At 70.5% G+C, this 26010-nt stretch carries 23 protein-coding genes; 7 read left to right on the forward strand and 16 right to left on the reverse strand.

Going from position 1 to position 26010, the window contains the following annotated elements:
- Positions 1–56: 56 nt before the first annotated feature.
- On the reverse strand, positions 57–2513 hold the full coding sequence (locus LQK89_RS15275; RefSeq protein ID WP_231049611.1) for an ATP-dependent helicase: 2457 nt from the start codon (positions 2511–2513) through the stop codon (positions 57–59).
- A 163-nt stretch (positions 2514–2676) separates the two neighbouring features.
- On the opposite strand from LQK89_RS15275, the gene LQK89_RS15280 reads away from it, so the two are divergent.
- Positions 2677–2973 carry a hypothetical protein gene (locus LQK89_RS15280; RefSeq protein ID WP_231049612.1) on the forward strand — a complete coding sequence of 99 codons (297 nt, stop codon included), beginning with the start codon at positions 2677–2679 and terminating at the stop codon, positions 2971–2973.
- Here LQK89_RS15280 and LQK89_RS15285 read toward each other — a convergent pair.
- The gene (locus LQK89_RS15285) at positions 2947–3960 is read right to left on the reverse strand and encodes a glycerophosphodiester phosphodiesterase family protein (RefSeq protein ID WP_231049613.1); all 1014 of its coding nucleotides are present in this window, start codon (positions 3958–3960) and stop codon (positions 2947–2949) included. The two genes, LQK89_RS15280 and LQK89_RS15285, sit on opposite strands and share 27 nt — an antisense overlap.
- A 238-nt stretch (positions 3961–4198) precedes the next feature.
- On the opposite strand from LQK89_RS15285, the gene LQK89_RS15290 reads away from it, so the two are divergent.
- A complete protein-coding gene (locus LQK89_RS15290; RefSeq protein ID WP_174777366.1) occupies positions 4199–5074 on the forward strand; it encodes a Bax inhibitor-1/YccA family protein in 876 nt (291 codons plus the stop codon).
- 265 nt (positions 5075–5339) lie between these two features.
- Here the strand turns inward: LQK89_RS15290 and guaA are convergent, their stop codons facing one another.
- The 5 genes from guaA to LQK89_RS15315 are packed head-to-tail and all read right to left on the reverse strand — an operon-like array spanning position 5340 to position 10189.
- A complete protein-coding gene (guaA, locus tag LQK89_RS15295; RefSeq protein ID WP_231049614.1) occupies positions 5340–6920 on the reverse strand; it encodes a glutamine-hydrolyzing GMP synthase in 1581 nt (526 codons plus the stop codon).
- Positions 6917–7363 (reverse strand): DUF3817 domain-containing protein, encoded by a 447-nt coding sequence (locus tag LQK89_RS15300; RefSeq protein WP_022906980.1) that lies wholly within the window; start codon positions 7361–7363, stop codon positions 6917–6919. The genes guaA and LQK89_RS15300 overlap by 4 nt, the downstream gene beginning before the upstream one ends.
- Positions 7364–7373: 10 nt before the next feature.
- Entirely contained in the window at positions 7374–8150 is a 777-nt protein-coding gene (locus LQK89_RS15305; protein ID WP_231049615.1) for an SURF1 family protein, read from the reverse strand.
- A 5-nt stretch (positions 8151–8155) separates the two neighbouring features.
- Positions 8156–9655, reverse strand: a complete 1500-nt coding sequence (locus LQK89_RS15310; RefSeq protein ID WP_231049616.1) for a cation:proton antiporter — start codon at positions 9653–9655, stop codon at positions 8156–8158.
- Positions 9656–9658: 3 nt separating this feature from the next.
- Entirely contained in the window at positions 9659–10189 is a 531-nt protein-coding gene (locus LQK89_RS15315) for a cation:proton antiporter regulatory subunit (protein WP_058741281.1), read from the reverse strand.
- A 73-nt stretch (positions 10190–10262) separates the two neighbouring features.
- On the opposite strand from LQK89_RS15315, the gene LQK89_RS15320 reads away from it, so the two are divergent.
- Entirely contained in the window at positions 10263–10769 is a 507-nt protein-coding gene (locus LQK89_RS15320; RefSeq protein WP_141863113.1) for a hypothetical protein, read from the forward strand.
- 55 nt (positions 10770–10824) lie between these two features.
- Here LQK89_RS15320 and LQK89_RS15325 read toward each other — a convergent pair whose 3' ends face one another.
- From LQK89_RS15325 to LQK89_RS15355, 7 genes are all read right to left on the reverse strand, one after another.
- Positions 10825–12747, reverse strand: coding sequence for a glycerol-3-phosphate dehydrogenase/oxidase (locus tag LQK89_RS15325; RefSeq protein ID WP_231049617.1), 1923 nt, complete (start codon positions 12745–12747; stop codon positions 10825–10827).
- Between the two features lie 116 nt (positions 12748–12863).
- Positions 12864–13985 carry a GuaB3 family IMP dehydrogenase-related protein gene (locus tag LQK89_RS15330; RefSeq protein WP_058741284.1) on the reverse strand — a complete coding sequence of 374 codons (1122 nt, stop codon included), beginning with the start codon at positions 13983–13985 and terminating at the stop codon, positions 12864–12866.
- A gap of 9 nt (positions 13986–13994) precedes the next feature.
- Complete coding sequence (locus tag LQK89_RS15335; RefSeq protein WP_152999442.1) at positions 13995–14201, reverse strand: hypothetical protein; 207 nt, start codon at positions 14199–14201, stop codon at positions 13995–13997.
- A 192-nt stretch (positions 14202–14393) separates the two neighbouring features.
- Entirely contained in the window at positions 14394–15200 is an 807-nt protein-coding gene (locus LQK89_RS15340; protein WP_058741286.1) for an ABC transporter ATP-binding protein, read from the reverse strand.
- Positions 15197–16084 (reverse strand): ABC transporter ATP-binding protein, encoded by an 888-nt coding sequence (locus LQK89_RS15345; protein WP_231049618.1) that lies wholly within the window; start codon positions 16082–16084, stop codon positions 15197–15199. Before LQK89_RS15345 ends, LQK89_RS15340 begins: the two co-directional genes overlap by 4 nt.
- Positions 16077–17063, reverse strand: coding sequence for a branched-chain amino acid ABC transporter permease (locus LQK89_RS15350; RefSeq protein WP_058741288.1), 987 nt, complete (start codon positions 17061–17063; stop codon positions 16077–16079). The genes LQK89_RS15345 and LQK89_RS15350 overlap by 8 nt, the downstream gene beginning before the upstream one ends.
- 12 nt (positions 17064–17075) lie before the next feature.
- Positions 17076–18605: a branched-chain amino acid ABC transporter permease gene (locus LQK89_RS15355; protein ID WP_231049619.1), complete on the reverse strand. Its 1530-nt coding sequence runs from the start codon at positions 18603–18605 to the stop codon at positions 17076–17078.
- A 330-nt stretch (positions 18606–18935) separates the two neighbouring features.
- On the opposite strand from LQK89_RS15355, the gene guaB reads away from it, so the two are divergent.
- The 3 genes from guaB to LQK89_RS15370 all read left to right on the forward strand — a co-directional run bounded on the left by guaB (position 18936) and on the right by LQK89_RS15370 (position 23126).
- Positions 18936–20438 carry an IMP dehydrogenase gene (guaB, locus tag LQK89_RS15360; protein ID WP_175326920.1) on the forward strand — a complete coding sequence of 501 codons (1503 nt, stop codon included), beginning with the start codon at positions 18936–18938 and terminating at the stop codon, positions 20436–20438.
- Between the two features lie 179 nt (positions 20439–20617).
- Positions 20618–21487 carry a hypothetical protein gene (locus LQK89_RS15365; protein ID WP_231049620.1) on the forward strand — a complete coding sequence of 290 codons (870 nt, stop codon included), beginning with the start codon at positions 20618–20620 and terminating at the stop codon, positions 21485–21487.
- A 304-nt stretch (positions 21488–21791) separates the two neighbouring features.
- A complete protein-coding gene (locus tag LQK89_RS15370) occupies positions 21792–23126 on the forward strand; it encodes an ABC transporter substrate-binding protein (protein ID WP_141863117.1) in 1335 nt (444 codons plus the stop codon).
- Positions 23127–23236: 110 nt separating this feature from the next.
- On the opposite strand, the gene rarD is transcribed toward LQK89_RS15370, so the two are convergent.
- Together rarD and groES are read right to left on the reverse strand one after the other, a co-directional pair.
- Positions 23237–24199: an EamA family transporter RarD gene (gene rarD / locus LQK89_RS15375; RefSeq protein ID WP_231049621.1), complete on the reverse strand. Its 963-nt coding sequence runs from the start codon at positions 24197–24199 to the stop codon at positions 23237–23239.
- 148 nt (positions 24200–24347) lie between these two features.
- Positions 24348–24644, reverse strand: coding sequence for a co-chaperone GroES (gene groES / locus LQK89_RS15380; RefSeq protein WP_058743061.1), 297 nt, complete (start codon positions 24642–24644; stop codon positions 24348–24350).
- 158 nt (positions 24645–24802) lie between these two features.
- On the opposite strand from groES, the gene LQK89_RS15385 reads away from it, so the two are divergent.
- On the forward strand, positions 24803–26005 hold the full coding sequence (locus LQK89_RS15385) for a class I SAM-dependent methyltransferase (protein ID WP_231049622.1): 1203 nt from the start codon (positions 24803–24805) through the stop codon (positions 26003–26005).
- The last annotated feature ends 5 nt before the right edge of the window (positions 26006–26010 follow it).

Consider the following 26010-nt stretch of genomic DNA (forward strand, 5'->3'; position numbering starts at 1 on the left):
GCTTCGTCCGGACCGAGCGCCTCGGGTCGAGCTCCCCGGAGCGGTGCGCCTCGGCGTCAGAGCTTCTCGATGGGCGCGATCTTGATGAGGAGCTTCTTGCGCCCCGCGGAGTCGAACGCGATCTCCGCGATGCGCTTCGCGCCCTGGCCCGTGACCGCGGACACCGTGCCGTGACCGAAGTCGACGTGCGAGATCCGGTCGCCCGGGGCGAGCTCCATGTCGCCGTTGTCCCGGACCTGCCCGGACACCCGGTTCGCCCACTCCGTCTTGGGACGGGTCTTCGCCGCAGCTGCCGCACGGTCGTACGACCCACCACCGAAGCCGCCACCACCGCGGTAGCCGCCCCCGCCGGACGGACCGCCGCCGAGCCCACCGCCGCGCCGGGCGTTGAGGGCCCGGGGCTCGGTGCCACCGCGGCTGTTCGCCATGCCGGGCGACTGCTTCCACTCGATGAGCCCCTCGGGGATCTCCTGCAGGAAGCGGGACGGCATCGCCACGTTGACGTCACCGAACTGCGCGCGGGTCATCGCCAGCGACAGGAAGAGGGACTTCTTGGCCCGGGTGATGCCGACGTAGAACAGTCGGCGTTCCTCGCTCGGACCACCCGGTTCGTTCGCCGACATCCGGTGCGGGAGCAGGTCTTCCTCGACGCCGGTGAGGAACACCGCGTCGTACTCCAGGCCCTTCGCCGTGTGCAGCGTCATGAGCGACACGGTGCCCGACGAGTCGTCGAGCTCGTCCGCCGCCGCGACGAGGGACACCTCGGTCAGGAAGTCGGACAGCGTGCCCTCGGGGTTGTTCTTCTGGAACTCCCGCGTCACGGCCACGAGCTCGTCGATGTTGTCGGCGCGCGCGGCGTCCTGGGCGTCGGGCGACTTCCGCAGGTTCTCGAGCAACCCAGAGCCGTCGAGCAGCTGCGTCAGGGTGTCCACGACCGGCTGCGTCGCCGCGCGCGAGGCCACGTCGTCCAGTAGCGCCGCGAAGGACGTGATCGCGGTCCGCACCTTCGGGCCGAACCCGAGCTCGTCCGCGTGCCGCAGGGCGTCGCGCATCGACGTCTCGTGCTCGTCGGCGTACCGCTGCAGCGCTGTCTCGGTCACCGCACCGATGCCACGCTTCGGCACGTTGAGGATGCGGCGGAGCGAGAGCGGGTCGGCCGGGTTGGCGACGGTGATCAGGTACGCCATCGCGTCCTTGATCTCGGCGCGCTCGTAGAACTTGGTGCCGCCCAGCACCCGGTACGGGATCGCCGCGCGGATGAAGATCTCCTCGAGCGCACGGGTCTGCGAGTTCGTGCGGTAGAAGACGGCCATGTCGCGGTAGGACGTGCCGTCGTCGTGCAGCCGCTGGATCTCGTCCGCGACGAACTGGGCCTCGTCGTGACCGGTGTAGCCCGTGAACCCGATGATCTTGTCGCCGGCGCCGACGTCGGTGAACAGGTTCTTGGCCTGCCGGTCGAAGTTGTTCGCGATGACGGCGTTCGCGGCGTCGAGGATGGTCTGCGTCGACCGGTAGTTCTGCTCGAGCAGGATGACCTTCGAGTTCGGGAAGTCCCGCTCGAACTCGACGATGTTGCGGATGTCGGCCCCGCGGAACGCGTAGATCGACTGGTCCGAGTCGCCGACGACCGTCAGGGATGCCGGGGCGATCGACCCGTCGGCCTCCCGCATGCGCTCGACGTGCTGGCCGGCGTCCTCGAGCTTGTCCACCTGCTCGACGGGCACCGGTCGCGTGAGCTCGCGGATGAGGGCGTACTGCGCGTGGTTCGTGTCCTGGTACTCGTCGACCAGTACGAACCGGAAGCGTCGCTGGTACAGCGCGGCGACCTCGGGGAACGCCCGGAACAGGAACACCGTCTGCCCGATGAGGTCGTCGAAGTCGAACGCGTTCGCCCGACGCAGCTCGTTCGTGTACCGACGGAACACCTCGGTGAACATGACCTCTTGCGGGTCGTTCGCGTTGATGTTGCGCGCGTACGTGTCGATGTCCTGCAGCTCGTTCTTGAGCTTCGAGATCTTCGACGCCGCAGCCCCGACGGTCAGCCCGAGCGAGTCCGCCTCGAGCTCCTTGATGATCCGCTTGAGGAGCGCGCGGGAGTCAGCGGAGTCGTAGATGGTGAACGACTGCGGGAACCCGAACCGCTCCGCTTCGCGACGGAGGATCCGCACGCACGCCGAGTGGAACGTCGAGATCCACATGCCCTCGGCAGCCTGCCCGACGAGGGCCTGCACGCGCTCGCGCATCTCGGCCGCGGCCTTGTTCGTGAACGTGATCGCGAGGATCTGCGACGGCCACGCCTCGCGGTTGGCGAGCAGCAGGGCGATCCGGCGGGTGAGCACGCTCGTCTTGCCGGAGCCGGCGCCCGCCACGATGAGCAGGGACTCGCCGCGGTACTCGACGGCTTCCTTCTGCTGGGGGTTGAGACCCGCGGTGAAGGGGTCGTCGTACCCGCCGGCGCGGTTGCCCGCGCCCGGCTCGGGGGACTGGTCGAAGGGCTCGAGCACGATCGTCATGACCGGGTCAGTCTAGGCGCGCCCTCCGACAGCCGCAGCGGTCGATGGACCGCGGGACACAGCGCGGTCCTCGGGGACCCGGGTGCGTCCCTCGAGCGTCCAGGCTGTCGGGCATGAGGACGTGGACCGCCTGGGACGCCGTGGCGCTCGTCGAGCGGAGCTGGTGCTGGATGGTCTGTGCACGTGGCTGCTCGGCTGGGCGCTCGCGCGGCACGCGCTCCCTCGTGGCGTGCACGTCGTCGCGCACGCGGTGCTCGCCGGTGCCCTCGCGGCGCTCTGCATCATCGTGCCGCCCGCGTCCTGGGGCCCGCTGTGGGGACCGATACCCGGCTTCCCCGCGGTCGTCGGGGTCGCGGCGAGCACTGCAGCCGCGGTCGCCGCGCGTCGTACCGGGCACCCGGTCGACGTCGGGCCCGCGGGACACCCCGACGTCTCAGTCCGCGCTGCCGCCGACCAGTGACCGGGCCCGCGCCGCGAGGTCAGGGTGGTCCGCGAACACACCGTCGACGCCGGTCCGCAGCACCGAGGTGAACCAGCGCTCCCAGTCCCCGTGTGCGGCGACGTCCCCGCCCCGGCGGAGCGGCGCCGGCAGGAACCGGTTCTCCGGCCGCAGGGTCCAGGTGTAGACCGCGAGCCCCGCCGCGTGCGCCCGGTCGACGATCGCGCTCCGCACCGGTCGGGGGTCGTCCACGGCCGCGGTGTCGGTGCCCGCCATCAGGGTCTTCAGGTCGACGCTGATCCCGTGGAACTCCGCGGCGAAGCCGGCCAGGGCCTCGTCGGTCCGCTCGGACGCCCACGACGGAGCCGCCGACCCGTGGGCGGCGACCTCGTCCGCGGCGCTGCCACGAGCCTCCTGGAGGTACACGAGCCGGCCACCGGTCCCCCGCGCGCCGAGCTGCCGGAGCACCGTCTTCTCGAACGACTCGACCGTCAGGCGGTCGTCGCCGCGCCAGCCGGCGGCCCCGAGTGCGTCGTCGAGCAGCTGCGCCATCGGGAAGCCGGCCTGCTCGAAGAAGGTGGCGTGCTTCACCTCGGCGACGAGCCCGACCGGCCGCGGTGCCGCGTCGAGGATGCCGAGCAGGTCCTCGAGCCGGAGCACGCCCTCCTGCCCGTCGTACGCCACGGACGCGGGCCGCAGGGCCGGGAGGCGCTCGCGGACCCGGAGCGTGCGGAGCTCGTCCCACGTGAAGTCCTCGGTGAACCACCCGGTGACGACCTGGCCGTCGACGGTCTTCGTCGTCCGCAGGTGCGCGAACTCGGGACGGTCCGCGACGTCGGTCGTGCCGGACACCTCGTTCTCGTGGCGCAGCACGAGCACGCCGTCCCGCGTCGGCACGAGGTCCGGCTCGATGGCGTCGGCACCGAGCTCGACGGCGAGCTCGTAGGCGCTCCGGGAGTGCTCGGGCCGGTGGCCGGACGCGCCGCGGTGGGCGATCACACGGGTCATGCGCCGAACCGTACCGCCCCGCCGTGACCGGGCGGTGTCGCGCGACCGGCCGCTGCTGCGAGCCGTCGCAGGTGATCGGCGATCGTTCGGCCGGCTCGGGGTGCGCTCGCAGACCACCCCCATAGTCTTCGGTTGTCGGGACCGTCAGGACCCGCTTCCGCTCGCCGCGAATCCTCAGCCTTCCGCGGCACAGCGCCTCTAGGCTGAGAGGACTCGAATCTCCAAGGAAGAGGACACCATGGCCTTCAAGCCCGGTTTCGACCAGTCCCCCGCCTTCAACGACCAGGGGCGTGGCGCCTGGGGCGTCAGCGGCGCTGGTCAGCAGCAGGCGGGCTGGGGACAGACCCCGAAGCAGGGGCAGTACCCGCAGCAGGGCGGCATGACGCCCGAGCAGCTGCAGTACATGTACGACCGCCCGTCGGCGAACACCGTCGACACGGACCGGATGTCGTACGAGGACACCATCGTCAAGACGCTCCTGGCCTTCGGCGTGCTCCTCGTCGGCGCGGTCGCCGGGTGGAACCTGCCCCCGATCGTCTGGATCGTCGGCGCGGTCGTGGGCTTCGTGCTCGCGCTCGTGAACACCTTCAAGAAGAAGCCGTCGCCGGGACTGGTCCTGACGTACGCGTTCTTCGAGGGGCTGTTCGTCGGTGGTATCTCCGGCTACTACAACTCGGCGTTCGACGGCATCGTGACGCAGGCGGTCTTCGGCACCCTCGGTGTCTTCGCCGTCACGCTGCTGCTGTTCACGTCCGGCAAGGTCCGTGCGACGCCCAAGGCGACGCGCTTCTTCCTCGTCGCGATCGTCGGCTACATGGCGTTCTCGCTCGTGAACCTCGTCCTGATGTGGACCGGTGTGACGAACACCGCGTTCGGACTCCTCGGTGTGACGGTCTTCGGCATCCCGCTCGGCGTGCTGATCGGCATCTTCGTGGTGATCATGGCGGCGTACTCGCTGGTCCTCGACTTCGACCAGATCAAGACCGGCGTCCAGCGCGGCGCCCCGAAGATCTACGCGTGGACAGCAGCGTTCGGGCTCATCGTCACCCTGGTGTGGCTGTACCTCGAGATCCTGCGCATCCTCGCCATCATCGCGAGCAGCCAGCGCAACTAGCGCGCCGCTCGACCACGACCGAAGGGCCCCGGCACCGCCGGGGCCCTTCGGCGTTCCCGGGGGGCGGATTCTGCCAGCGCGGGCACCGGGTGGCCCAGCGCGCGCCGCGAGCGTGCAGGACATGCCGCGTGCGTGTCGTCGTGTGTGCGCTTCCGGTCGGCGGCGGGCCCCGAGCGTGACAGAAGTGGCACGGTCGGCGCCCCACCCGCACGCACGAGGGCCCGGCACGCAGCGCGCACCGGGCCCTCGGCAGGTCAGGGAGGGGTCACTCCCACTCGATCGTCCCCGGCGGCTTCGACGTGACGTCGAGCACGACCCGGTTGACGTCGGGCACCTCGTTCGTGATGCGGTTCGAGATCTTCGCGAGGGTGTCGTACGGCAGGCGCGTCCAGTCGGCGGTCATCGCGTCCTCGGACGAGACCGGACGGAGCACGATCGGGTGACCGTAGGTACGGCCGTCACCCTGGACACCCACGGAGCGGACGTCAGCGAGCAGGACGACCGGGCACTGCCAGATCTCCTCGTCGAGGCCGGCCGCGGTGAGCTCCTCGCGCGCGATCTTGTCCGCGGCACGGAGCAGGTCGAGCCGCTCCGCAGTGACCTCGCCCACGATGCGGATGCCGAGCCCCGGGCCGGGGAACGGCTGGCGGCCGACGATGACCTCGGGGAGCCCGAGCTCGCGACCGACCGCACGGACCTCGTCCTTGAACAGCGTGCGCAGCGGCTCGACGAGCTCGAAGGTCATGTCCTCCGGCAGTCCGCCGACGTTGTGGTGCGACTTGATGTTCGCCGTGCCCGAACCGCCGCCGGACTCGACGACGTCGGGGTAGAGCGTGCCCTGCACGAGGAACTTGACCTCGCCGGCCTCGTCGTCTCCGCGCGCCTCGAGCACGAGGGCCTCGGCCGCCGCCTCGAACGTGCGGATGAACTCGCGGCCGATGATCTTGCGCTTCTGCTCCGGGTCGCTCACACCGGCCAGGGCGTCGAGGAACTGCTGCTCCGCGTCGACCGTGACGAGCCGGACACCGGTCGAGGCGACGTAGTCCTCCTCCACCTGCTTGCGCTCGTCGGCGCGCAGGAGCCCGTGGTCGACGAAGACGCACGTGAGCTGGTCGCCGACGGCCTTGTGCACCAGGGCCGCGGCCACGGCGGAGTCGACGCCGCCGGAGAGCCCGGCGATGACCCGCGCGGAGCCGACCTGCTCGCGGATGCGGGCGACCTGCTCCTCGATGACGTTGTTCGAGTTCCAGTCGCCCGGGAGTCCGGCGGCACGGTGCAGGAAGTTCTCGAGGACGGCCTGGCCGAACGCGGAGTGCTTGACCTCGGGGTGCCACTGCACGCCGTAGAGCTTGCGCTCGTCGGACGCGAACGCGGCGACCGGGGTCGAGGCGCTCGACGCGAGGACGTCGAAGCCCTCCGGCGCCTTCGCCACGGAGTCGCCGTGCGACATCCACGTGACCTGGGACGCCGGCTGGTCGCCGAGCAGGACGCTGTCGGTCCCGGTCACGGTGACGTCGGTCGCGCCGTACTCGCGCTGGCCGGTCTGGGCGACCTCGCCACCGAGCGACTTCGCCATGGCCTGGAAGCCGTAGCAGATGCCGAGCACGGGGACACCGAGGTCGAGGATCTCGCCGTCGAGCGCCGGAGCGCCTTCCTCGTAGACGGACGAGGGGCCGCCGGAGAGCACGATGGCCGCCGGGTCCTTCGCCTTGACCTCGTCCGCGGTGATGGAGTGCGGGACGATCTCGCTGTAGACGTTCGCCTCGCGCACGCGTCGGGCGATCAGCTGCGCGTACTGCGCACCGAAGTCGACGACGAGGACGGGTCGCTGGTCGGTCTCGCTCACCGAGCGGCCTCCTTCTCACGCTGCTGGGCAGCGGTCAGCTCGTGGTAGGTGTCCATGGCCTTCTGCTGCATGCGGTGCTCGACCACGAAGGACATGAACGGGATGATGCCGCCGAGGGCGATGAGCAGGAAGCGCGACGGCTTCCAGCGCATGATGCTCCAGAGGCGGAAGTCCGTGAACAGGTAGAGGACGTACAGCCAGCCGTGCGCGATGAGGATCGCGATCGACAGGTTGAACGTGCCCGGTGCTTCGCCGGCCGTGCCGTTCGGCACGAAGAACGGCCCGTTGCCGAGCTGCATCTCGAGCTGCAGCGGCGTGTACTTGATGATCACCTCGATGACGAGGGCCAGCAGCAGCACACCGGTGATGTACGCCGAGACGCGGTACCACTTGACGGCCCCCGGGATCTTCGGGATGTCGCGGGTTCGGACGGTCAGAGCCATGGACTCGATCCTACCGGTGCGCCGCAGCGGGCTCGGTGGCCGCTGCGGCGTCCTGAGCGTCCTCCTGCTCACGTTCCCAGGCGTCCTTCACGAAGCGGTACCAGAGGAACACGGCGAAGCCGGCGAAGACGACCCACTCGATCGCGTAGAACAGGTTGAGCCAGTCGAACTGGACCTCGCGCGTGGGGGCCCGGTCGGCGATGGTGCCGAGGTCGGCCGCCTTCGCGGTGCTGCCGTCGGCGACGACGTAGCCGATGTACATCCGGTCGTCGAACGCCTTCCACGTGTTCACGAACCGTGCCGGCGCCACCGCCGAGAACTCACCCTTGGTGTACGCGTCCTGGTCGGGCGACTCGGCCGGGTAGTAGCGGCCCTCGACCGTGAGCTCGGCGCCGTCGGCCACGCGCTCCCCGCCGGCCTCGGCCGCGCGACGCTCGTCCGCCCACCCGATCACGACGGGCACGCTCGCGCCGCTCGCCGCGTCGACCAGGTGGCCGACGGTCTGGTACGTCCCGCCGCCGGAGCGGCCGGTCAGCAGCGTGGTGTCACCGGCGACGAAGCGACCGGTGACGCTGACCTTCTGCCCGGCGATCGTCTCCGATGCGGCCTGCCCCGGCTGGGTCACGTCCTGCAGCGGCTTCTGCGTCTCGGTGGTCTCCGGCAGCGGGGTGCCGTTCGCGATGCTCCGCTCGAGCTGCCACTTGCCCAGCCCGGCGAACACCCCCGCGAGCACGAGCGCCAGCACGAGCAGCGCGATCCACTTCGGTCGTCGGGCAACGGCCCACATCTGTATCAGTACTCCGGGTCACGCTGGCGGGCCGGGCGCTTCGGGCGCTCGGTGGGGACGTCGACCGGCGACGTGACGGGGTCGCTCGTGGCCGGGTCGGACGCTCCATTGTCGCGCTCTTCCCTACCAGCCGCCTCCACGAGGGCGAACTCCTCCGCGAACTGCCGGTCGCGTTCGGCACGACGAGCCGCGGCGGCCGCGTCCTGGTCGGCGACGCCGGCCTCGGCCGCGGTGTCGATCGCCGCGTCGAGCGACGGCCCCGCCGGGATCCCGGCACCCGAGCCGCGCGCCCCGGAGCCGCCGAGCCGCGCGCGCAGGCGCTGGCGCAGCCGCGCCACACGGGCGGGGCGCACCACGAGGCGGCCGATCCGGTCCGAGTTCGCGGCGAGCAGCGGTCCCAGGACGGCCATGACGAGGACGTACAGGCCCGCGAACGCGGTGATCCGTTCCTCCAGGCCGGCGGCAGCCGAGAGCGTCGCGAGGATCAGCGCGAACTCGCCACGGTTCACCAGGATGACCGCGGTGTTGATCCCCTGCTGGACGTTGAACCCGTTCATCCGGGCGACGATCTGCCCCGCGACCGCGTTCAGCACGACCGTCATGCCGATCGCGCCGAGGACGGGCCAGAGCACCTCACCGAAGGTGGACACGTCGAGGCCGAGCCCGAAGTTCACGAAGAAGAAGGCCGCGAACACGTCGCGCATCGGCAGGGCGAGCTGCTCGATGCGGTCCCGGTAGCGGGTCGCGCCGCAGAGCAGGCCGATCACGAACGCACCGATGGCGTCCGTCACACCGAGCAGGTCGCCGATGCCGCCGAACATCACGGCGAGGCCGAAGAACAGCACGGTGAACAGCTCGTCGTCGCGGGTGGCGAAGATCTTCGACACCCACTTGCCGGCGAACCGGGCGAGCGTGAACATCACGACGAGGAACCCGAACGCGAGTCCGAGCTTGCCGACCACGCCCCAGACGTTCGTGTCGCCGGAGAGCACCACGGAGACGATCGCCAGGTAGATGGCGATGAAGACGTCCTCGATCACGGTGACGCCGAGGATCATCGGCGTCTCGTCGTTCGCCAGGCGCCGCAGCTCGATGAGGAGCTTCGTCACGATCGCACTCGACGACGTCGCCGTCATGCCCGCGATGATCAGGGCTTCTCGGGTGCCCCAGCCGAGCGAGAACCCGAAGGCGAACCCGATGCCCATGTTGATGGCGACGTACGTGCCGCCGGAGACCAGGAGCTTCCCGGCGTTGCCGTAGAACTCCTCCTGGTCGAACTCCAACCCCAGGTTGAAGAGCAGGAGCACGAGTCCGAACGTCGCGATCAGCTCGATCGTGTGGGACTCGACGCTCAGCCCGATCCACGGGGTGTGCGGGCTCGCGATGAGCCCGACGACCATGTAGATCGGGATGGCGGGCAGACCGATGGTCTTGCCCAGGCGTCCGAGGACGTAGGCGATGATGAACAGGCCGCCGATGGTCAGCAGCTCACCACCCAGGTGCACCGGCTAGCTCCCGGGCGGCGCCTCGGCGGCCGCGGCCGCCAGCTGTCCGCTGCGGTAGAAGGAGAACGCCTTCGCGACCTTCTCGGGAGCACCCGCGACGACGATGGTGTCACCGGGGAACACGACGAAGTCGGAGGAGGGCGCGGGGTTCGCGCTGTCACCGCGGACGACCGCGACGACGGTGAGGCCGATGAAGCCGGAGTCGTGCAGGTCGCCGAGGGGCTTGCCGGCGATCGCGTCGTCGTAGTCCACGCTGAACCAGTCGATCGACAGGCCGGGGATCTCGTCGAGCTTGTCGAGGCCCTCGGTGATGCGGGTGCCGCCGAGCAGTTCGGCGAGGGTGTGCGCCTCGTCCTCGCTCAGGCGCAGCGAGACCTTCTCGGACTTGTCCGCGCCGTCCGAGACGTCGGCGAACGAGATGAGGTCGGAGTGCCCCGACCGGTGCGTGATGACCCCGCACTTGCCACCGTCGTCGGTGTAGAAGCTGTGCAGCACGCCGACTCCGGGGAGTTTGACGCGATGGACGTCGACCATGATGGCTCCCTTGGTGAGTACCCCGATGATAACCACCGGCTGGTTCCCGGCATTCCGGCCGTAGGGTGCGGGGATGGGGTGGACTCGGACGGCGTGGACGCGGGTGACGGCCGTCGGCGGGATGGTGCTCGTGATCGGGTACGCGGCACTGCTCGCGGTGCACGCCCTGGTGCTCGATCCGCTCGCCGCCGTCCCGGGTCGGTCGCTCCGCTCGATCTACGCGGGCGTCGACGCGATCGGGCTCAGCACGACCCAGGACGTCGTGGGCGTGCTCGTGAGCGCGGGCACCGGGGTCGCGATGGCGGTCGGCGTCGCGGTCGTGGGGCTCCGGCAGCGCATGCCGCTCCCGGTCGTCGCGGTCTGCCACCTCGCGCTGCTCGCGTTCGGTGCAGCGGCCGTGTTCCAGAGCGGGTTCTTCCTGGGGATGGACGTCGCCGACGCGTTCGGGGTCTCCGGCGCGGTGCACGCGTGGTCCGGGCAGGTGCTCTTCACCGTCAGCCTGGTCGCGCTGGCGGGCATCCCGGTGGTGCTCGTCGCGACGGCGGTGCGGACCGCGCGCCGGTCGCGGACCGCAGGCTGACGACGGACGGGAGGCGCGTGGCGGGCCCGCCACGTGCCTCCCGTCCGTCTCGTGCTTACTTGGGTTCGCTCGTCTTCTCACCGACGGCCTGCTCGTCCGACGCCTTCGCGCCCTCGGCGCCGCTCGACCGGCCGCCGCCGACGACCACGTCGTCCTCGTCGAACCCGAACGCGATGTCCGGCGCCTCGAGCCGCACGCGGTCCGCGGACTCGTCGTCGGGCTGCAGCTGCGACTCGCGCTCCGCGGCGACGCGCTTCAGGTAGTTCGCGACCTCGTTCTCGGTCGTCTCCTGGTCCCAGCCGAGGACGTCGGCCATGAGCTTCGCCGCGACCGGCGCCGCCGACTCGCCGCGGTCCCAGGCCTCGATCGAGATGCGGGTGCGGCGGGCGAGGACGTCCTCCAGGTGCAGGGCACCCTCGTGCGAGGCCGCGTAGACCACCTCGGCGCCGATGTAGTCGTCGGCCTGGGGCAGCGGCTCACCGAGGGACGGGTCCTGCTTCACGAGCGCCAGGACCTCGGTCGCGAGCGTGCCGTACCGGTTGAGCAGGTGCTCGATGCGGACCTTGTGCAGCCCGTACGACCGGGCGGTGCGGCCGCGGCGGTTCCAGGCCGCCGGGTAGCCCTCGGCACCGACGAGCGGGATGTCCTCGGTCGTCGACGCCGGGATCTTGCCGTCCATCGCGGCGACGGCCTCGTCGATGGCGTCCTTGCCCATCACGCGGTAGGTCGTCCACTTGCCGCCGGCCACGACGACGAGCCCGGGGACGGTGTGCGCGACGACGTGCTCGCGGCTGAGCTGCGAGGTCTGGTCGGACTCCCCCGCCAGGAGCGGCCGGAGCCCGGCGTAGACGCCCTCGACGTCCTCGCGGGTGAGCGGGACCGCGAGCACCTTGTTGACGTGCTCGAGGATGTAGTCGATGTCCGCCGCGGTGGCCGCCGGGTGGGCCTTGTCGAGGTTCCAGTCGGTGTCCGTCGTGCCGACGAGCCAGTGCCGGCCCCACGGGATGACGAACAGCACGCTCTTCTCGGTGCGCAGGATCATGCCGGTGTTCGACTGGAAGCGGTCCCGCGGGATCACCAGGTGCACGCCCTTCGACGCCCGCACCTTGAACTGCCCGCGCGTACCGATCATCGCCTGGGTGTCGTCGGTCCAGACGCCCGTGGCGTTGACGACCTGCTTCGCCCGGATGTCGAACTTCTCGCCCGTCTGGATGTCGTGCGCGTGCGCCCCGACGACCCGCTCCCCGACCTTGATGAACCCCTCGATCCGGACCCGGCTGGCCGCGAGCGCCCCGTACGAGGCGGCGGTCCGGACGAGCGACGCGACGTAGCGGGCGTCGTCGACCTGCGCGTCGTAGTAGGTCATGCCGCCGATGAAAGCGTCCTTCCTCAGTCCGGGCATGTTCCGGAGGACCTGCTTGCGGCTGAGGTGCCGGTGGTGCGGGACCCCCGGGGGACGGCCGCCGGACCAGCTGAAGACGTCGTACATCGCCATGCCGATGCCGATGTAGAAGCGCTCCCACACGCGGTGGTTGAGCGGGTACAGGAAGCGGACCGGCTTCACCAGGTGCGGGGCGATGCGCTGCAGGAGCAGGCCGCGCTCGATCAGGGCCTCGCGGACGAGCGCGAAGTTGAGCTGCTCGAGGTAGCGGATGCCGCCGTGCACGAGCTTCGACGAGCGGCTCGACGTGCCGGATCCCCAGTCGCGGGCCTCGACGATCCCGACGCTCAGCCCGCGGGTCACGGCGTCGAGCGCGCTGCCGCCACCGACGATGCCGCCGCCGACGACCAGGACGTCGAGCTCCTTGGTCTTCAGCGCCTCGATCGTCGCCGCGCGTTCGTCCGGCCCGAGCTTCGCGGACGGGTCGAACCCGACGCCGCCGCTCGACGGCACGCCCCGCCCGGGAGCGGCGTTCCGCCCGTCCGGTCCGGGGCCCGTGCTGGTGCCGGTGCTCGTGCTGGTGGGTGCCTTCGCCATCGTCGCCTCCGTGCGGGTCCACGCACGGAGCCGGCCTCCGCGCGCGTGCTGCGCCGGGCCAGGCCCGGCACGGTCGGCGCCGGGACGTCACCCGCGCAGGTGCACGGGGACCGCCGTCACTGCTGGTGGTACGGCGCCACGACCACTTCTACTCGCTGGAACTCCTTGACGTCGGAGTATCCGGTGGTGGCCATCGACCGACGCAGGGCGCCGACCAGGTTGGCGCGGCCGTCCCACGACGGGGTCGGGCCGTTCAGGACGTTCTCGAGCGGGGCGATCTGGCCGACCTCGACCCGGCGGCCGCGGGGCAGCTCCGGGTGGTGCGCCTCGGCACCCCAGTGGAAGCCGCCACCGGGGGCCTCGGTCGCGCGGGCCAGGGCGGTGCCGAGCATGACCGCGTCCGCGCCGACCGCGATGGCCTTGACGATGTCGCCTGCCGTGTCGAGACCGCCGTCCGCGATGACGTGCACGTACCGACCGCCGGACTCGTCCATGTAGTCGCGACGGGCACCGGCGACGTCCGCGACCGCGGTGGCCATCGGCGCGTGGATGCCGAGCGCCGCACGGGTGGTCGACGCCGCACCGCCGCCGAAGCCGACGAGGACGCCCGCGGCGCCGGTGCGCATGAGGTGCAGCGCCGACGTGTACGTCGAGGCACCGCCGACGATCACCGGGACGTCGAGCTCGTAGATGAACTTCTTGAGGTTGAGCGGCTCCTGGTTCTGGGAGACGTGCTCGGCGGAGACCGTGGTGCCGCGGATGACGAACAGGTCGACCCCGGCGTCGACGACGGTCTGCGAGAACTCCTGCGTGCGCTGCGGGCTGAGCGACCCGGCGACCGGGACCCCGGCGGCGCGGATCTCGGCCAGGCGCGCGGTGATCAGCTCGGCCTTGACCGGCTCCGAGTAGATCTCCTGCATGCGACGGGTGACGTTGCCGTCGGTGAGGGTCTTGATCTCCTCGTAGAACGGCGTCGGGTCCTCGTAGCGGGTCCAGAGGCCCTCGAGGTCGAGCACGCCGAGGATCCCGAGCTTGCCCATCTGGATGACCGTCGCCGGCGAGGACACGGAGTCCATCGGCGCGGACAGGATCGGCGACGCGAACGTGAACGCGTCGATCGACCACTGCACGCTCACGTCGTGCGGGTCGCGGGTGCGCCGCGAAGGGACCACCGCGATGTCGTCGAACGCGTACGCCCGATGGCCGCGCTTGCCTGCACCGATCTCGACTTCAGTCACCGGGCAAGCCTAGCGGGCGGTCCCGTCCCGCGGGCGGGTGCGTCGGGCCCGCCGGTTCCGCAGCACCCGCAGGACGAGCCCGAGCAGGAGCGCGAGCACGACGAGGACGACGAGGAGCACCGCGGCGACCTTCACGAGCAGGGCGGCGCCGACGAAGAGCGCGGCGAAGACCACCCAGACGAGGGCGTCGAGCACGAGGGGGCCGGGGGTGCGCACCCGCGTCACGCTAGCCGAGTGGCGGGGGCGGGTCGTGCCTCCAGGCCGGTTCCGCACCACGCGCCCGGCCCGGGACGGCGCGCGTGACCGGACCGGTTCGTGGAACGGGGCCGCGCGGCGCGACAGCAGCCAGCGCGACCCCGTCCGGGACGGGTACCACCCCCACAGCGGTACCCGTGTGTCGACGTGACGCTAGCGCGCCTCGTCGACGTCCTTGGCGAGCGTCCCCAGGTAGAGCTCGATGACCTTCGGGTCGTCGGCGAGCTCCCGCCCGGTGCCCGAGTACGCGTTCCGCCCCTGGTCGAGCACGTACCCACGATCGCAGATCTGCAGACAGCGTCGCGCGTTCTGCTCGACCATGATGATCGACACCCCGGCCTTGTTGATCCTGCGGGTGCGGATGAAGGTCTCGTCCTGGCGCACCGGCGACAGTCCCGCGGAGGGCTCGTCGAGCAGCAGCACCTTCGGGTCCATCATCAGGGCCCGCGCCATCGCGACGGACTGCCGCTCACCACCGGACAGGGACCCCGCCCGCTGCGTGCGACGCTGACCGAGGACGGGGAACAGGTCGTAGATGACCTCGAGCCGCTCCGCGAACTTCTTCGGGCGCAGGTACAGGCCCATCTGCAGGTTCTCCTCGATGGAGAGCGAGGGGAAGACGTTGTTCGTCTGGGGGACGAAGCCGACGCCGGCCTGCACGAGCTTGTTCGCCCGGAGGTTCGTGATGTCCTCGCCCTGCAGCGTGACCGATCCCTCGCGGATGGACACAAGACCGAACAGCGCCTTGAGGAGCGTCGACTTCCCGGCGCCGTTCGGGCCGATGATGCCGATGAGCTCGCCCGGGTAGCAGTCCAGGTCGCAGCCGTTCAGGATGTTGACCCCGGGCAGGTAGCCCGCGACGAGGTTCTTGGCGCTGAGGACCGGCTCGCGGTCCAGGGTGGCCACCGGAGACGGACTGGAGGCGCGGCTCGCGTCGGCTGCGTTCGTTGCGTCGGTCATCGGGTCGCCTCCTGCTCGTCTTCTTCCTTGACCTCTTCGGCGAGTTCCTCGTAGGTCTCCTCGTTGAGGAGCGCGTCGTCGCCCAGGTCCGTGTCGTGGTGCGCACCGAGGTACGCGTCGATCACCGCGCGGTCGTCCATCACGGTGTCGGCCGGCCCCTCGGCGACGACCTTGCCCTCGGCCATCACCACGACCCAGTCCGAGATGTGCCGGACCATGTGCATGTCGTGCTCCACGAACAGCACGGTCATGCCGTCGTCGCGCAGGGACTTGATGTGCCCGAGCAGCGACTGGGTCAGCGCGGGGTTCACGCCGGCCATCGGCTCGTCGAGCATGATCATCGTCGGGTCGGACATCAGCGCCCGGGCCATCTCGAGCAGCTTCCGCTGGCCGCCGGAGAGGGACCCCGCGTACTCGTCCTTCTTCTCGAGCAGCTTGAACCGGGCGAGCAGGTCCTCGGCCTTGGCGGTGATCTCCTGCTCGCGCTTCGACCAGAGCGGCTTGACGAGGGCGGCGAAGAAGTTCTCGCCGGGCTGGTCGCGGGCGCCGAGCAGCATGTTCTGCATGACGGTGAGGCGGCTCAGCGCCTTCGTCAGCTGGAACGTGCGGACCATGCCCTTGTTCGCGATGTGGGTCGCGCTGGTCTTCTGCAGGGTCGTGCCGTCGAACGTCGTGCGGGCGCCCGGGCTCGGCTTGTCGAACCCGGTGAGCAGGTTGAAGAAGGTCGTCTTCCCGGCACCGTTCGGGCCGATCAGCGCCGTGATGGTGCCGCGCTGCACCTCGAGGTGGTCGACGTCGACCGCGGTCATGCCCCCGAAGTGGCGGGTGACCGTGTCGACCGTGAGGATCGGGTCGGTCTTGCTGTGGGCGTACGGCTCAGACACTGAACGTCAGCTCCTTCTTGTTGCCGAGGAGTCCCTGTGGACGGAACACGATGAGGAGCATGAGCGCGACGCCGACGAGCACGTAGGAGAACTGCTCGGCCTGCTGGGCGTTCATGATCGAGTCGGGGATGAAGTCCCCCGCGAGGGTCCGGATGAACAGGCGGACCACGAAGAAGAGCACGGCCCCGAGGACCGGACCGAAGACCGTCGCCGCGCCGCCGAGGATGAGCGCCGTCCAGATGAAGAAGGTCATCGACCGGCCCATCGCGTCCGGCTGCACCGAACTCGGCAGGACGTAGATCACCCCGGCGACCGCACCGAGCGCGCCACCGAACACGAGCGCCTGCATCTTGTACGAGTAGACGTTCTTGCCGAGGGAGCGGACGGCGTCCTCGTCCTCGCGGATGGCCTTCACGACACGGCCCCACGGGCTGCGCATGAGCAGGAAGAGCACCAGGGTGAACAGGGCGACGAGGCCCCAGGCCGCGATGCGGATCCACCAGCCGTTGACGCCGTTGTTCGAGTACGTGAACCACAGGATGCTCGTGGTGCCGTCGGGCAGCGGGCTGAGCGCGTTGAACGGGTCGCGGTACGCCGAGCCGGCGATGCCGTTCGAGCCGCCGGTCGTGCTGGTCAGCAGGCTCGAGCGGCCGACCATGCGGATGATCTCGGCGCCGGAGATCGTCACGATCGCCAGGTAGTCGCCGCGCAACCGCAGCGTCGGGATGCCGAGGATCACCGCGAAGACGATCGCGACGGCGAGCGCCACCAGCACGGCGACGACGAAGGGCAGGCCGTTCGTGATGGAGATCGCGAAGCCGTAGGCGCCGAGCAGCAGGAACGCCGCCTGGCCCATGTTGATCAGGCCGGTGAGGCCGAAGTGCACGTTCAGGCCGATCGCGGCCAGGGCGAACGCCGCCGTGGTGGGGGCGAGGGCCTCCTGCGTCAGCGAGCTGAGCAGGTTCAGGATGTAGTCCATGTCGCAGCTCCCTTAGCCGATGCGCTCGGCGCGACCGAAGATGCCCTGCGGCCGGAACAGCAGGATGAGGATGAGGATGACGAGCGCCGTGGCGTACTTGAAGTCGCCGGGGAGCACGAGGTTGGTGAGCTCGACGACGATGCCGATGATCATCGAGCCGACGAGGGCGCCGTACGCGGTGCCGAGGCCGCCGAGCGTGACCGACGCGAACATGAGCAGGAGCAGCTGGAGACCGGTCTGCCAGTTCACGCCGTTCAGCACGAGGCCGAGCATCACGCCGGACAGGCCCGCGAGACCGGCGGCGAGCGTCCACACGAACCGGATCACCCGGTCGACGTCGATGCCGGACGCCGCGGCGAGCGCCGGGTTGTCCGAGACCGCGCGGGTGGCCCGGCCGAAGCGCGTCTTCGCGAGGAAGAGCCCGGTTCCGACGAGCACGACGAGCGCGATCGCCATCGCGACGTAGGACTGCACCGTCAGGGTGAGTCCGGCGAACGTGACCGTCTCCGGGTTGCCCTGCTGGATGCGGACCGTCGAGGCACCGAAGAAGTACTGGAACGCGTACTGGGCGGCGATCGACAGACCGATCGTCACGATCATGAGCTGCGTCAGGCTGATCCGCTTGCGGCGCAGTGGCTTCCAGATCGCAGCATCCTGCAGGTAGCCGGTGGCCGCGCAGAGCAGCGTGACCACGATCCCGGTCACCCAGATGTTCCACCCGAGCTGGTTCGCGAAGACGTAGGCGAGCAGACCGCCGAGGGTCACCTGCTCGCCGTGCGAGAAGCTCGACAGGCCGGTCGTGCCGTAGATCAGCGAGAGGCCGACCGACGCGAGGGCGATGAGCAGGCCGAGCCGGATGCCGGAGGCGAGCTGCTGCCAGGCCCGGGCGAACGTCAGGCTCGACGAGTCGGTGTCGGTCGTCGCGCCCTGCTGGTCGGAGAGCTGGAAGATCTGCCCGACGTTGGCGTTCAGCGTGGCGTTGACCTTGCGGTCGGCGTCCGCGGCGTTCGTCAGGTACTGGCCCTTCGGCAGCGATCCCTGGTCGACGCTCACCGTGTACTGACCGGCCGTCGTCACGCTCACGGACCAGCGGCCGGTGTCGTCGGTGGACGCGGTCTGCGCGAAGCCGCCGGGGCCGGACACGTCGACGTCGATGCCCTTCGCGGGCTTCCGCTCGGAGTCGAGGATGGTGCCCCGGATGCAGCCGTTGGTGGGGCTCACGGTGCAGGGCCCGGTGCTGGCCGGGGCGCTCGCTGGGGCGCTGGCCGGGCTGCTGCTGCTGGCGGTGACGCTGCCGGCGGTGACGCTGCCGGCGGTGACGCTGCCGGCGGTGACGCTGCCGGCGGTGACGCTGCTGGTGCTGCTGGTGCTGCTGGTGGTGCTCGTCGCCGCCTCCGCCGCGGGCGACACTGCCCAGTCGACGGCGAAGGTGGCGAGGAAGGCGAGGAAGAGCACGGCGGCGAGGACCAGGCGACTGCGACCTGGAGCCCCGCGGCGGAGCCGGCGCATGAGCGCTGACCCCGGGGGAGTGATGGAACCCACGGATGAGCCTCTCGTTCGGATAGTCGAGGACCCTAGGGATTTTTTGTGTCCCCCGTGTTTCCGTCACGTCTCCTGCACAAATCGTGCTGCTTTCGTGACCGATGCCCTGTCGATCCGCACCAATCCGCCCGTCCGGCCGGTACAGGATTCTCAGGAATCGTCCCGCGCACCCGGACACGGCCGGGCGCGGCTCGGCTCGGGCGTGTCTGTGCGGTCTGCCTGGCGGGGCCTTCGGAATGGCACGTGTACCGCGCGCGTTACCATGGCCCATCGGGAACCCGACGACGCGCCCCGGTGCCCACCACTTCACCTCGCCCACGAAGGGGACCCATGGACCAGCCGGATCCGTTCGGATTCATCGGACTCACGTACGACGACGTCATGCTCCTGCCGGGACACACCGACGTCATCCCGAGCGAGGCGTCCACGACGTCCCGGCTCACCAAGCGCATCTCGGTCAACGTCCCGCTGCTCTCCGCCGCGATGGACACCGTGACCGAGGCCCGGATGGCGATCGCGATGGCTCGTCAGGGCGGCATCGGCATCCTGCACCGCAACATGTCGATCGAGGACCAGGCGGCGTACGTCGACAAGGTCAAGCGCTCCGAGTCCGGCATGATCACGAACCCGGTCACCACGACCCCGGACGCGACCGTCGCCGACGTCGACGCGATCTGCGGCCAGTTCCGTGTCTCCGGCCTGCCGGTCGTCGAGTCGGACGGCACGCTCGTCGGCATCATCACGAACCGGGACATGCGCTTCGTCGCCCCGTTCGAGATGGCCACCACGCTCGTCCGCGACGTCATGACCAAGGCGCCGCTCGTCACCGCGCTCGAGGGCATCGACCCCGAGGACGCCGTGGCGATCTTCGCGCAGCACAAGATCGAGAAGCTCCCCCTGGTGGACGCCGACGGCAAGCTCCGCGGACTCATCACCGTCAAGGACTTCGACAAGAGCGAGAAGTACCCGGACGCCACGAAGGACGACGAGGGCCGCCTGCGGGTGGGCGCGGCCATCGGCTTCTTCGGTGACGCCTGGCAGCGCGCCGAGGCCCTGCGCGACGCGGGCGTCGACGTGCTCGTGGTCGACACGGCCAACGGCGAGAGCGAGGGCGTCCTCGACATGGTCCGTCGCCTGAAGGCGGACGCCTCGTTCGACGGCATCGACGTGATCGGCGGCAACGTCGCGACGCGTCAGGGTGCGCAGGCGCTCATCGACGCCGGTGTCGACGCGGTCAAGGTCGGCGTCGGCCCTGGTTCGATCTGCACCACGCGCGTCGTCGCGGGTGTCGGCGTGCCGCAGGTCACCGCCGTGTACGAGGCGTCACTCGCCGCGCGGGAGGCCGGCGTGCCGGTCATCGCCGACGGCGGCCTGCAGTACTCGGGCGACATCGCCAAGGCCCTGGTCGCGGGTGCGGACACCGTGATGCTCGGCTCGCTCCTCGCCGGCACCGACGAGTCCCCCGGCGACCTGGTGTTCGTCGGCGGCAAGCAGTACAAGGCCTACCGCGGGATGGGCTCCCTCGGCGCCCTGCAGACCCGCGGCGAGAAGACGTCGTACTCGAAGGACCGCTACTTCCAGGCCGACGTCCCCTCGGACGAGAAGCTCATCCCCGAGGGCATCGAGGGCCAGGTCCCCTACCGTGGCTCCGTGGCGAACGCCGTCTACCAGCTCGTCGGCGGCCTGCGTCAGTCGATGTTCTACGTCGGCGGCCGCACCGTCCCCGAGCTCAAGGCCCGCGGCAAGTTCGTCCGCATCACGGCCGCGGGGCTCAAGGAGTCGCACCCCCACGACATCAAGATGGTCGTCGAGGCCCCGAACTACCGCGGCTGACCCCGGCCCGGCCCGGCCCGGCTCGACCGCTCGGCCCGCGGAACGCAACCTCGGCGGTTTCTCGCAGCGCCATTCCGCTGCGAGAACCGCCGTCGTTGCGTCTTGCGGGGTCAGCGAGCTCTCTCCACAGATCGCGGCCCGGCGCCCTACGCCGCCGTCGGCACGGCGACGCTCGAGCGATGGACACTCCACCGCGCCTCATCCTGCTGACGTCGGACGACCGGGACGCGCAGCACCGCATCCGCCGCGGCGAGTTCGTCCGGGTGACGCACGGGGTCGCGGTCGACGCAGCCGACTGGCGCGCGGCCTCCGTCCGGCAGCGCGCACGCATCGAACTGGAGGCGGTGCTCACCTCCGTCGGTGAGTGGCGCGTGGTCTCGCACCGCTCTGCTGCCCTGCTCTGGGGCCTGCCCGACGTCGATCGTCCGGACGGCCGGGCGCACGTCACCGATTCGTTGCTCGGGACGACGCACTCCGGCCGCAGGGTCGTCCGGCACGCTGCACCGCTCGAGTCGACCGAGATCGCGGTCGTCGACGGGCGCCGGGTGACGTCCCTCGTCCGCACCGTGGTCGACCTGGCGCGGAGCACCTCCTACGAGAACGCCGTCGCCGTCCTCGACCACGTCCTCCGCGAGGGGTCGACCGGCGTCCCGGAGCTGCGGCGGGCGTTCGCCGCGTGGCCGACGCCGCGGGGCATGACCAAGGCCCGGCGGGCGCTCCGGTTCGCGGACCCGCTGGCCGATTCTCCAGGCGAGTCCGTGAGCCGGGTGCGCCTGGACGAGGATGGCTTCCCGCCGCCCGTGCTCCAACAGCGGTTCGGGCCCTTCCGCACCGACTTCTGGTGGCCGAGGGCCGGCGTCGTCGGCGAGTTCGACGGCCTCGAGAAGTACGACGGCGTCGATGCCGTCCGACGTGAGAAGTCCCGGGAGCAGGCGCTCCTGCTCCGACCGGAGGTCCGTCAGGTCGTCCGCTGGGGGTGGCCGGAGGTGCGCACCCCGGGACGCCTGCAGGCGCTCCTGCGCACCACGGGCCTCCCGACCGGCTCGTGACCCGCCCGCCCGCCCGCAAAACGCAACCTCAGCGGTTTCTCGCAGCGCAGTACCGCTGCGAGAAACCGCCCAAGTTGCGTTTTGCGATCTCGGCGGCAGGGTGCGGAACCGTCCGGACGGACTCCTCATCAGGGGTTCCGGTGCAGCCGTTCAGATTAGTCACGGGTCTGTAACGAAACGTCCAGGGGAGGTCGACGGACACACACGCGAAACACATCGGCCCTAGTTTTCTCGGCAACCCACGCGGAGGTGCGGCACTCGACCCGATGTCGGACGCCTCACGCGCAGAGAAAGGGCTCCACGGATGACCAGAACCACCCGTGCCACCACGGCACTGGCAGTGGCGGGAGCGGCAGCGCTCCTCCTCGCCGCGTGTTCCACCACCGGCAGCGCCGGCACCGACTCCTCCGCCTCGGCCAGCGGCGCGAAGAAGGACCCGGCTGCGAGCTGCAAGGCACCGGACACCCCGGGCACGGACGCGCTCAAGATCGGCACGATCCTGCCCCTCACCGGCACCCTGTCGTACCTGAACCCGCCGGCCGAATCCGGTGTGGGCCTGGCCGTCGAGGACATCAACGCCGCGGGCGGCGTGCTCGACAAGGACGTCAGCATCGACCCGGCGACGGACTCCGGCGACAGCAACGACATGACCGTGTCGAGCTCGGCGGCGACGAAGCTCGTGAACGCCAAGGTCCCGGTCGCGATCGGCGCCGAGTCCTCGAGCGTCACGCTCAACGTCATCGACCAGCTGACGAGCAACTGCATCGTGGAGATCTCGCCCGCGAACACGGCGACCTCGCTCTCCGGCTACTCGTCGTACTACTACCGGACCGCTCCGCCGGACTCGGTGCAGGGTTCGGCGCTGGGCCAGCTCGTCACGGGTGACGGCAACGCCAAGGTCGCGTTCCTGGTCTTCAACGACACGTACGGCACGGGTCTCCGCGACACCGTCCAGAAGGCCATCGAGGCCTCGGGCGGCCAGGTCGTCTACGGCGGCAAGGGCAAGGGCCAGGAGTTCCCGCCCGGACAGACGACGTTCTCGTCCGAGGTCACCGCGGCGCTCGCCACGAAGCCGGACGCCATCGTCGTGCTCGCCTTCGACGAGACGAAGTCGATCATCCCCGAGCTCAAGTCGCAGAACGCGGACATGGCGAAGATCTACATGTCCGACGGCAACACCGCGGACTACTCGAAGGACTTCGACAAGGGCACCCTCGAGGGCGCACAGGGCACCATCCCCGGCGCGAGCCCGAAGGACGAGCTGAAGCAGCGCCTGTCGGACTACTACCAGAAGACCGCCGGCAAGCCGCTCGCGGACTACTCGTACGCGGCCGAGTCCTACGACGCCACGACGCTCGCCGCACTCGCCGCGGTGAAGGGCAAGGGCACCGACTCCGGCACCATCCAGAAGAACATGGCCGCGGTGTCCGGCGCCGACGGCGGGACCGAGTGCACCACCTTCGCCGACTGCAAGAAGCTGCTCGACGAGGGCAAGGACATCCACTACACCGGCCCGTCCGGCATCGGTCCGTTCGACGAGAACAACGACCCGTCGAGCGCCTACATCGGCATCTACAAGTTCGACGGTGACAACAAGCCCGTGTACCAGAGCGCCATCCAGGGCTCGGTCTCGAAGTAACACCCCTGCAAGGACGACAGTCCCCCGCGGATCATCCGCGGGGGACTGTTGCGTGCGCCCGCCACTCCGGCGGACGGTCGGCGCCGGCCTGGAGGCACGGGTCGGTCCCGTCAGACCGGCTCGGCCGCCGTGGGTACGAGCGTCCGGCGCCTGGCTGCCCGAGCCGCCGCGAAGCTGTCGACCGTGAGCACGACGAGCGCCACCCACACGATCCCGAAGCCGATCCAGCGCGCCGGCGGCATCGCCTCGTGCTGCACGACGACCCCGACGAGCAGCTGCATCACCGGCGCGAGGTACTGCGTCAACCCGAGCGTGGACAGACTCACCCGCCGCGCCGAGGACGCGAAGAGCAGCAGCGGCACGGCCGTCGCGGGCCCGGTCAGCACCGTGACGAGGACGTGCGGCCAGCCCTCGCTCGTGAAGGTCACCCCACCGCCGAGCCCGGTGACCCCGAGCACGACGAGCGCGCCCACGGCGATCGGCAGGAGCCAGAGCGTCTCGATCGTCAGCCCGCTCAGCGCGTCGACCGTCCCGCCGACGCGCTTCTTCACCAGCCCGTACAACCCGAACGAGAACGCCAGCGTCAGTGAGATCCACGGGACCTGGCCGTAGCCGACCGCGATGACGACGACGGCCACGACGCTGATGCCGACCGCGGCCCACTGCGCGGCACGGAGCCGTTCGCGGAGCACCACGATCCCGAGGGCGATCGTCACGAGCGGGTTGATGAAGTACCCGAGGGCGGCCTCGACCGTGTGGCCCGTCGTCGTCGCGGCGACGTACACGGTCCAGTTGACCAGGATGAGGACGGCCGCGAGGCCCATCACGAGCATCACCCCGCGCTGGGCGAGCAGGGAGCGGGTGCGGAGCCACGAGCGGGTGACGGCGATCGCGACGGCGCAGAAGACCAGCCCGAAGACGATCCGCCACGCCACGATCTCGAACGCGCCGGCGGGGGCCATCGCCGCGAAGAGCAGCGGCATGAGTCCCCACAGCCCGTACGCGACGATCGCCTGGACGACACCGACGGATGCCTCGGAGCGGGCGGGGCGCGTCGGGGTCGGTTCACTCACGGAACCATCCTAGGAAGCCGGACCGACGCGACGGACCGGCACCGTGCCTCCCGGCCGGAAGGCGCACCGGACGCCCGCCGGACGCGATCCGCACGCACGAACGCCCCGCCGGCCGGAGCCGTGCGGGGCGTTCGTCAGGAGCTGGGTGTCAGCGCTCGATGACCGCGAGGACGTCGCGAGCCGAGAGGACCAGCAGGTCCTCGCCCGAGTACTTGACCTCGGTGCCGCCGTACTTCGAGTAGATGACCTTGTCGCCGACGGCGACGTCGAGCGGCACGCGGTTGCCGTTGTCGTCGATGCGACCGGGGCCCACGGCGACGACCTCGCCCTCCTGGGGCTTCTCCTTCGCGGTGTCCGGGATGACCAGGCCGGAAGCAGTGGTCTGCTCCGCCTCGACCTGGCGGATGACGATGCGATCCTCGAGCGGCTTGATGGTGACGGCCACGGTGACCTCTTCTTTCTCGGTACTGACTCGGTACAGATGGGAACCGGTTGGCACTACGCACAGGAGAGTGCCAACGCGAGTCTAGGGACAGTCTGGCACTCGGTCAATCCGAGTGCCAGGCGGCTCCGGCCCTCTCGGCGACCTGGGAGGATCGAGGCGTGGACGCCGCCGATCTCGCACAGCTGCTGACCCCCGAGGGGATGGCCCTGCTCGACCGTACCCCCGGCATCTCCGACGGCGGCGAGATCGTCCGCGTCGTCTCCCGGCTCCGCGCCGAGGGCCACGACCCGGGACTCGTCGCCGCCGTGCTCACCCAGGCGCGACTCCGACAGCGGGCGCGCGGCAAGTTCGGCGACTTCGCCGGGCGCATGCTCTTCACCGAGGCCGGACTCGAGCAGGCGACCCGGCTGCAGGTCGCCGCGTTGCACGCCGGACGCTTCGTCGGCGCCGGACTCACGCGGGTCGCCGACCTCGGCTGCGGGATCGGCGGCGACGCGCTGGCGATGGCCGCGCTCGACCTCGACGTCACCGCGGTCGACCGGGACGAGGTCACGGCGGCCGTCGCGACGCACAACCTCGCGCCGTGGCCGAACGCCCGGGTGGAGCTCGGCGACGCGGCCGGGTTCGACCTCGCTCGGGTGGACGGCGTGTGGATGGACCCGGCTCGCCGGACCGCCGGGCACGCGAACACCCGACGGCTGGCGGACCCGGACGACTGGTCGCCGTCGCTCGACACGGTCTTCGCGGCCGCGACGACCACCCCGACGGGCGTCAAGCTCGGGCCGGGGATCGACCGCGACCTCATCCCGGACACGCTCGAGGCGCAGTGGGTCTCCGTCGACCGCGAGGTCGTCGAGCTCGTGCTCTGGTCCGGCCCCCTCGCCCGCCCGGGCATCCGACGTGCCGCGACGGTCATCGGCGCACACGGCACCGCGGAGCTGACCGCGCCCGGGGACACCGAGGACGTCGAGGTCGGCCCCGTCGGCGACTACCTGTACGAGCCGGACGGCGCGGTGATCCGCGCGCGGCTGATCGGGGACCTCGCCCGGTCGCTCGACGGGCGGATGCTGTCCGAGGGCATCGCGTACGTGACCTCGGACCGTGCGGTGGCGACGCCGTTCGCGCAGGGCTTCCGGGTGCTCGACACGATGCCGCTCGACGTGAAGCAGCTCGCGGCACGCCTGGCGGCGGAGGACGTGGGCACCGTCGAGATCAAGAAGCGCGGCGTGGACGTCGACCCGGCGCAGTTCCGGAAGCGGCTGCGGCTGCGGGGCCGGCGCGCGGTCACGCTCGTGCTCACCCGCCTGGAGGGACGGCACACGGCGATCCTGTGCGAGCGGCTCGTCGACGTGGCCGGCTGAGCACG

Source organism: Curtobacterium sp. C1 (assembly GCF_021049325.1).
GTDB lineage: Bacteria > Actinomycetota > Actinomycetes > Actinomycetales > Microbacteriaceae > Curtobacterium > Curtobacterium citreum.

Coding starts and splice junctions, on each gene's coding strand:
- LQK89_RS15275 (WP_231049611.1), bottom strand. CDS start 2,513: ATGACGATCGTGCTCGAGCCCTTCGACCAGTCCCCCGAGCCGGGCGCG.
- LQK89_RS15285 (WP_231049613.1), bottom strand. CDS start 3,960: ATGACCCGTGTGATCGCCCACCGCGGCGCGTCCGGCCACCGGCCCGAG.
- LQK89_RS15290 (WP_174777366.1), top strand. CDS start 4,199: ATGGCCTTCAAGCCCGGTTTCGACCAGTCCCCCGCCTTCAACGACCAG.
- LQK89_RS15300 (WP_022906980.1), bottom strand. CDS start 7,363: ATGGCTCTGACCGTCCGAACCCGCGACATCCCGAAGATCCCGGGGGCC.
- LQK89_RS15305 (WP_231049615.1), bottom strand. CDS start 8,150: ATGTGGGCCGTTGCCCGACGACCGAAGTGGATCGCGCTGCTCGTGCTG.
- LQK89_RS15315 (WP_058741281.1), bottom strand. CDS start 10,189: ATGGTCGACGTCCATCGCGTCAAACTCCCCGGAGTCGGCGTGCTGCAC.
- LQK89_RS15320 (WP_141863113.1), top strand. CDS start 10,263: ATGGGGTGGACTCGGACGGCGTGGACGCGGGTGACGGCCGTCGGCGGG.
- LQK89_RS15325 (WP_231049617.1), bottom strand. CDS start 12,747: ATGGCGAAGGCACCCACCAGCACGAGCACCGGCACCAGCACGGGCCCC.
- LQK89_RS15340 (WP_058741286.1), bottom strand. CDS start 15,200: ATGACCGACGCAACGAACGCAGCCGACGCGAGCCGCGCCTCCAGTCCG.
- LQK89_RS15350 (WP_058741288.1), bottom strand. CDS start 17,063: ATGGACTACATCCTGAACCTGCTCAGCTCGCTGACGCAGGAGGCCCTC.
- guaB (WP_175326920.1), top strand. CDS start 18,936: ATGGACCAGCCGGATCCGTTCGGATTCATCGGACTCACGTACGACGAC.
- LQK89_RS15365 (WP_231049620.1), top strand. CDS start 20,618: ATGGACACTCCACCGCGCCTCATCCTGCTGACGTCGGACGACCGGGAC.
- LQK89_RS15370 (WP_141863117.1), top strand. CDS start 21,792: ATGACCAGAACCACCCGTGCCACCACGGCACTGGCAGTGGCGGGAGCG.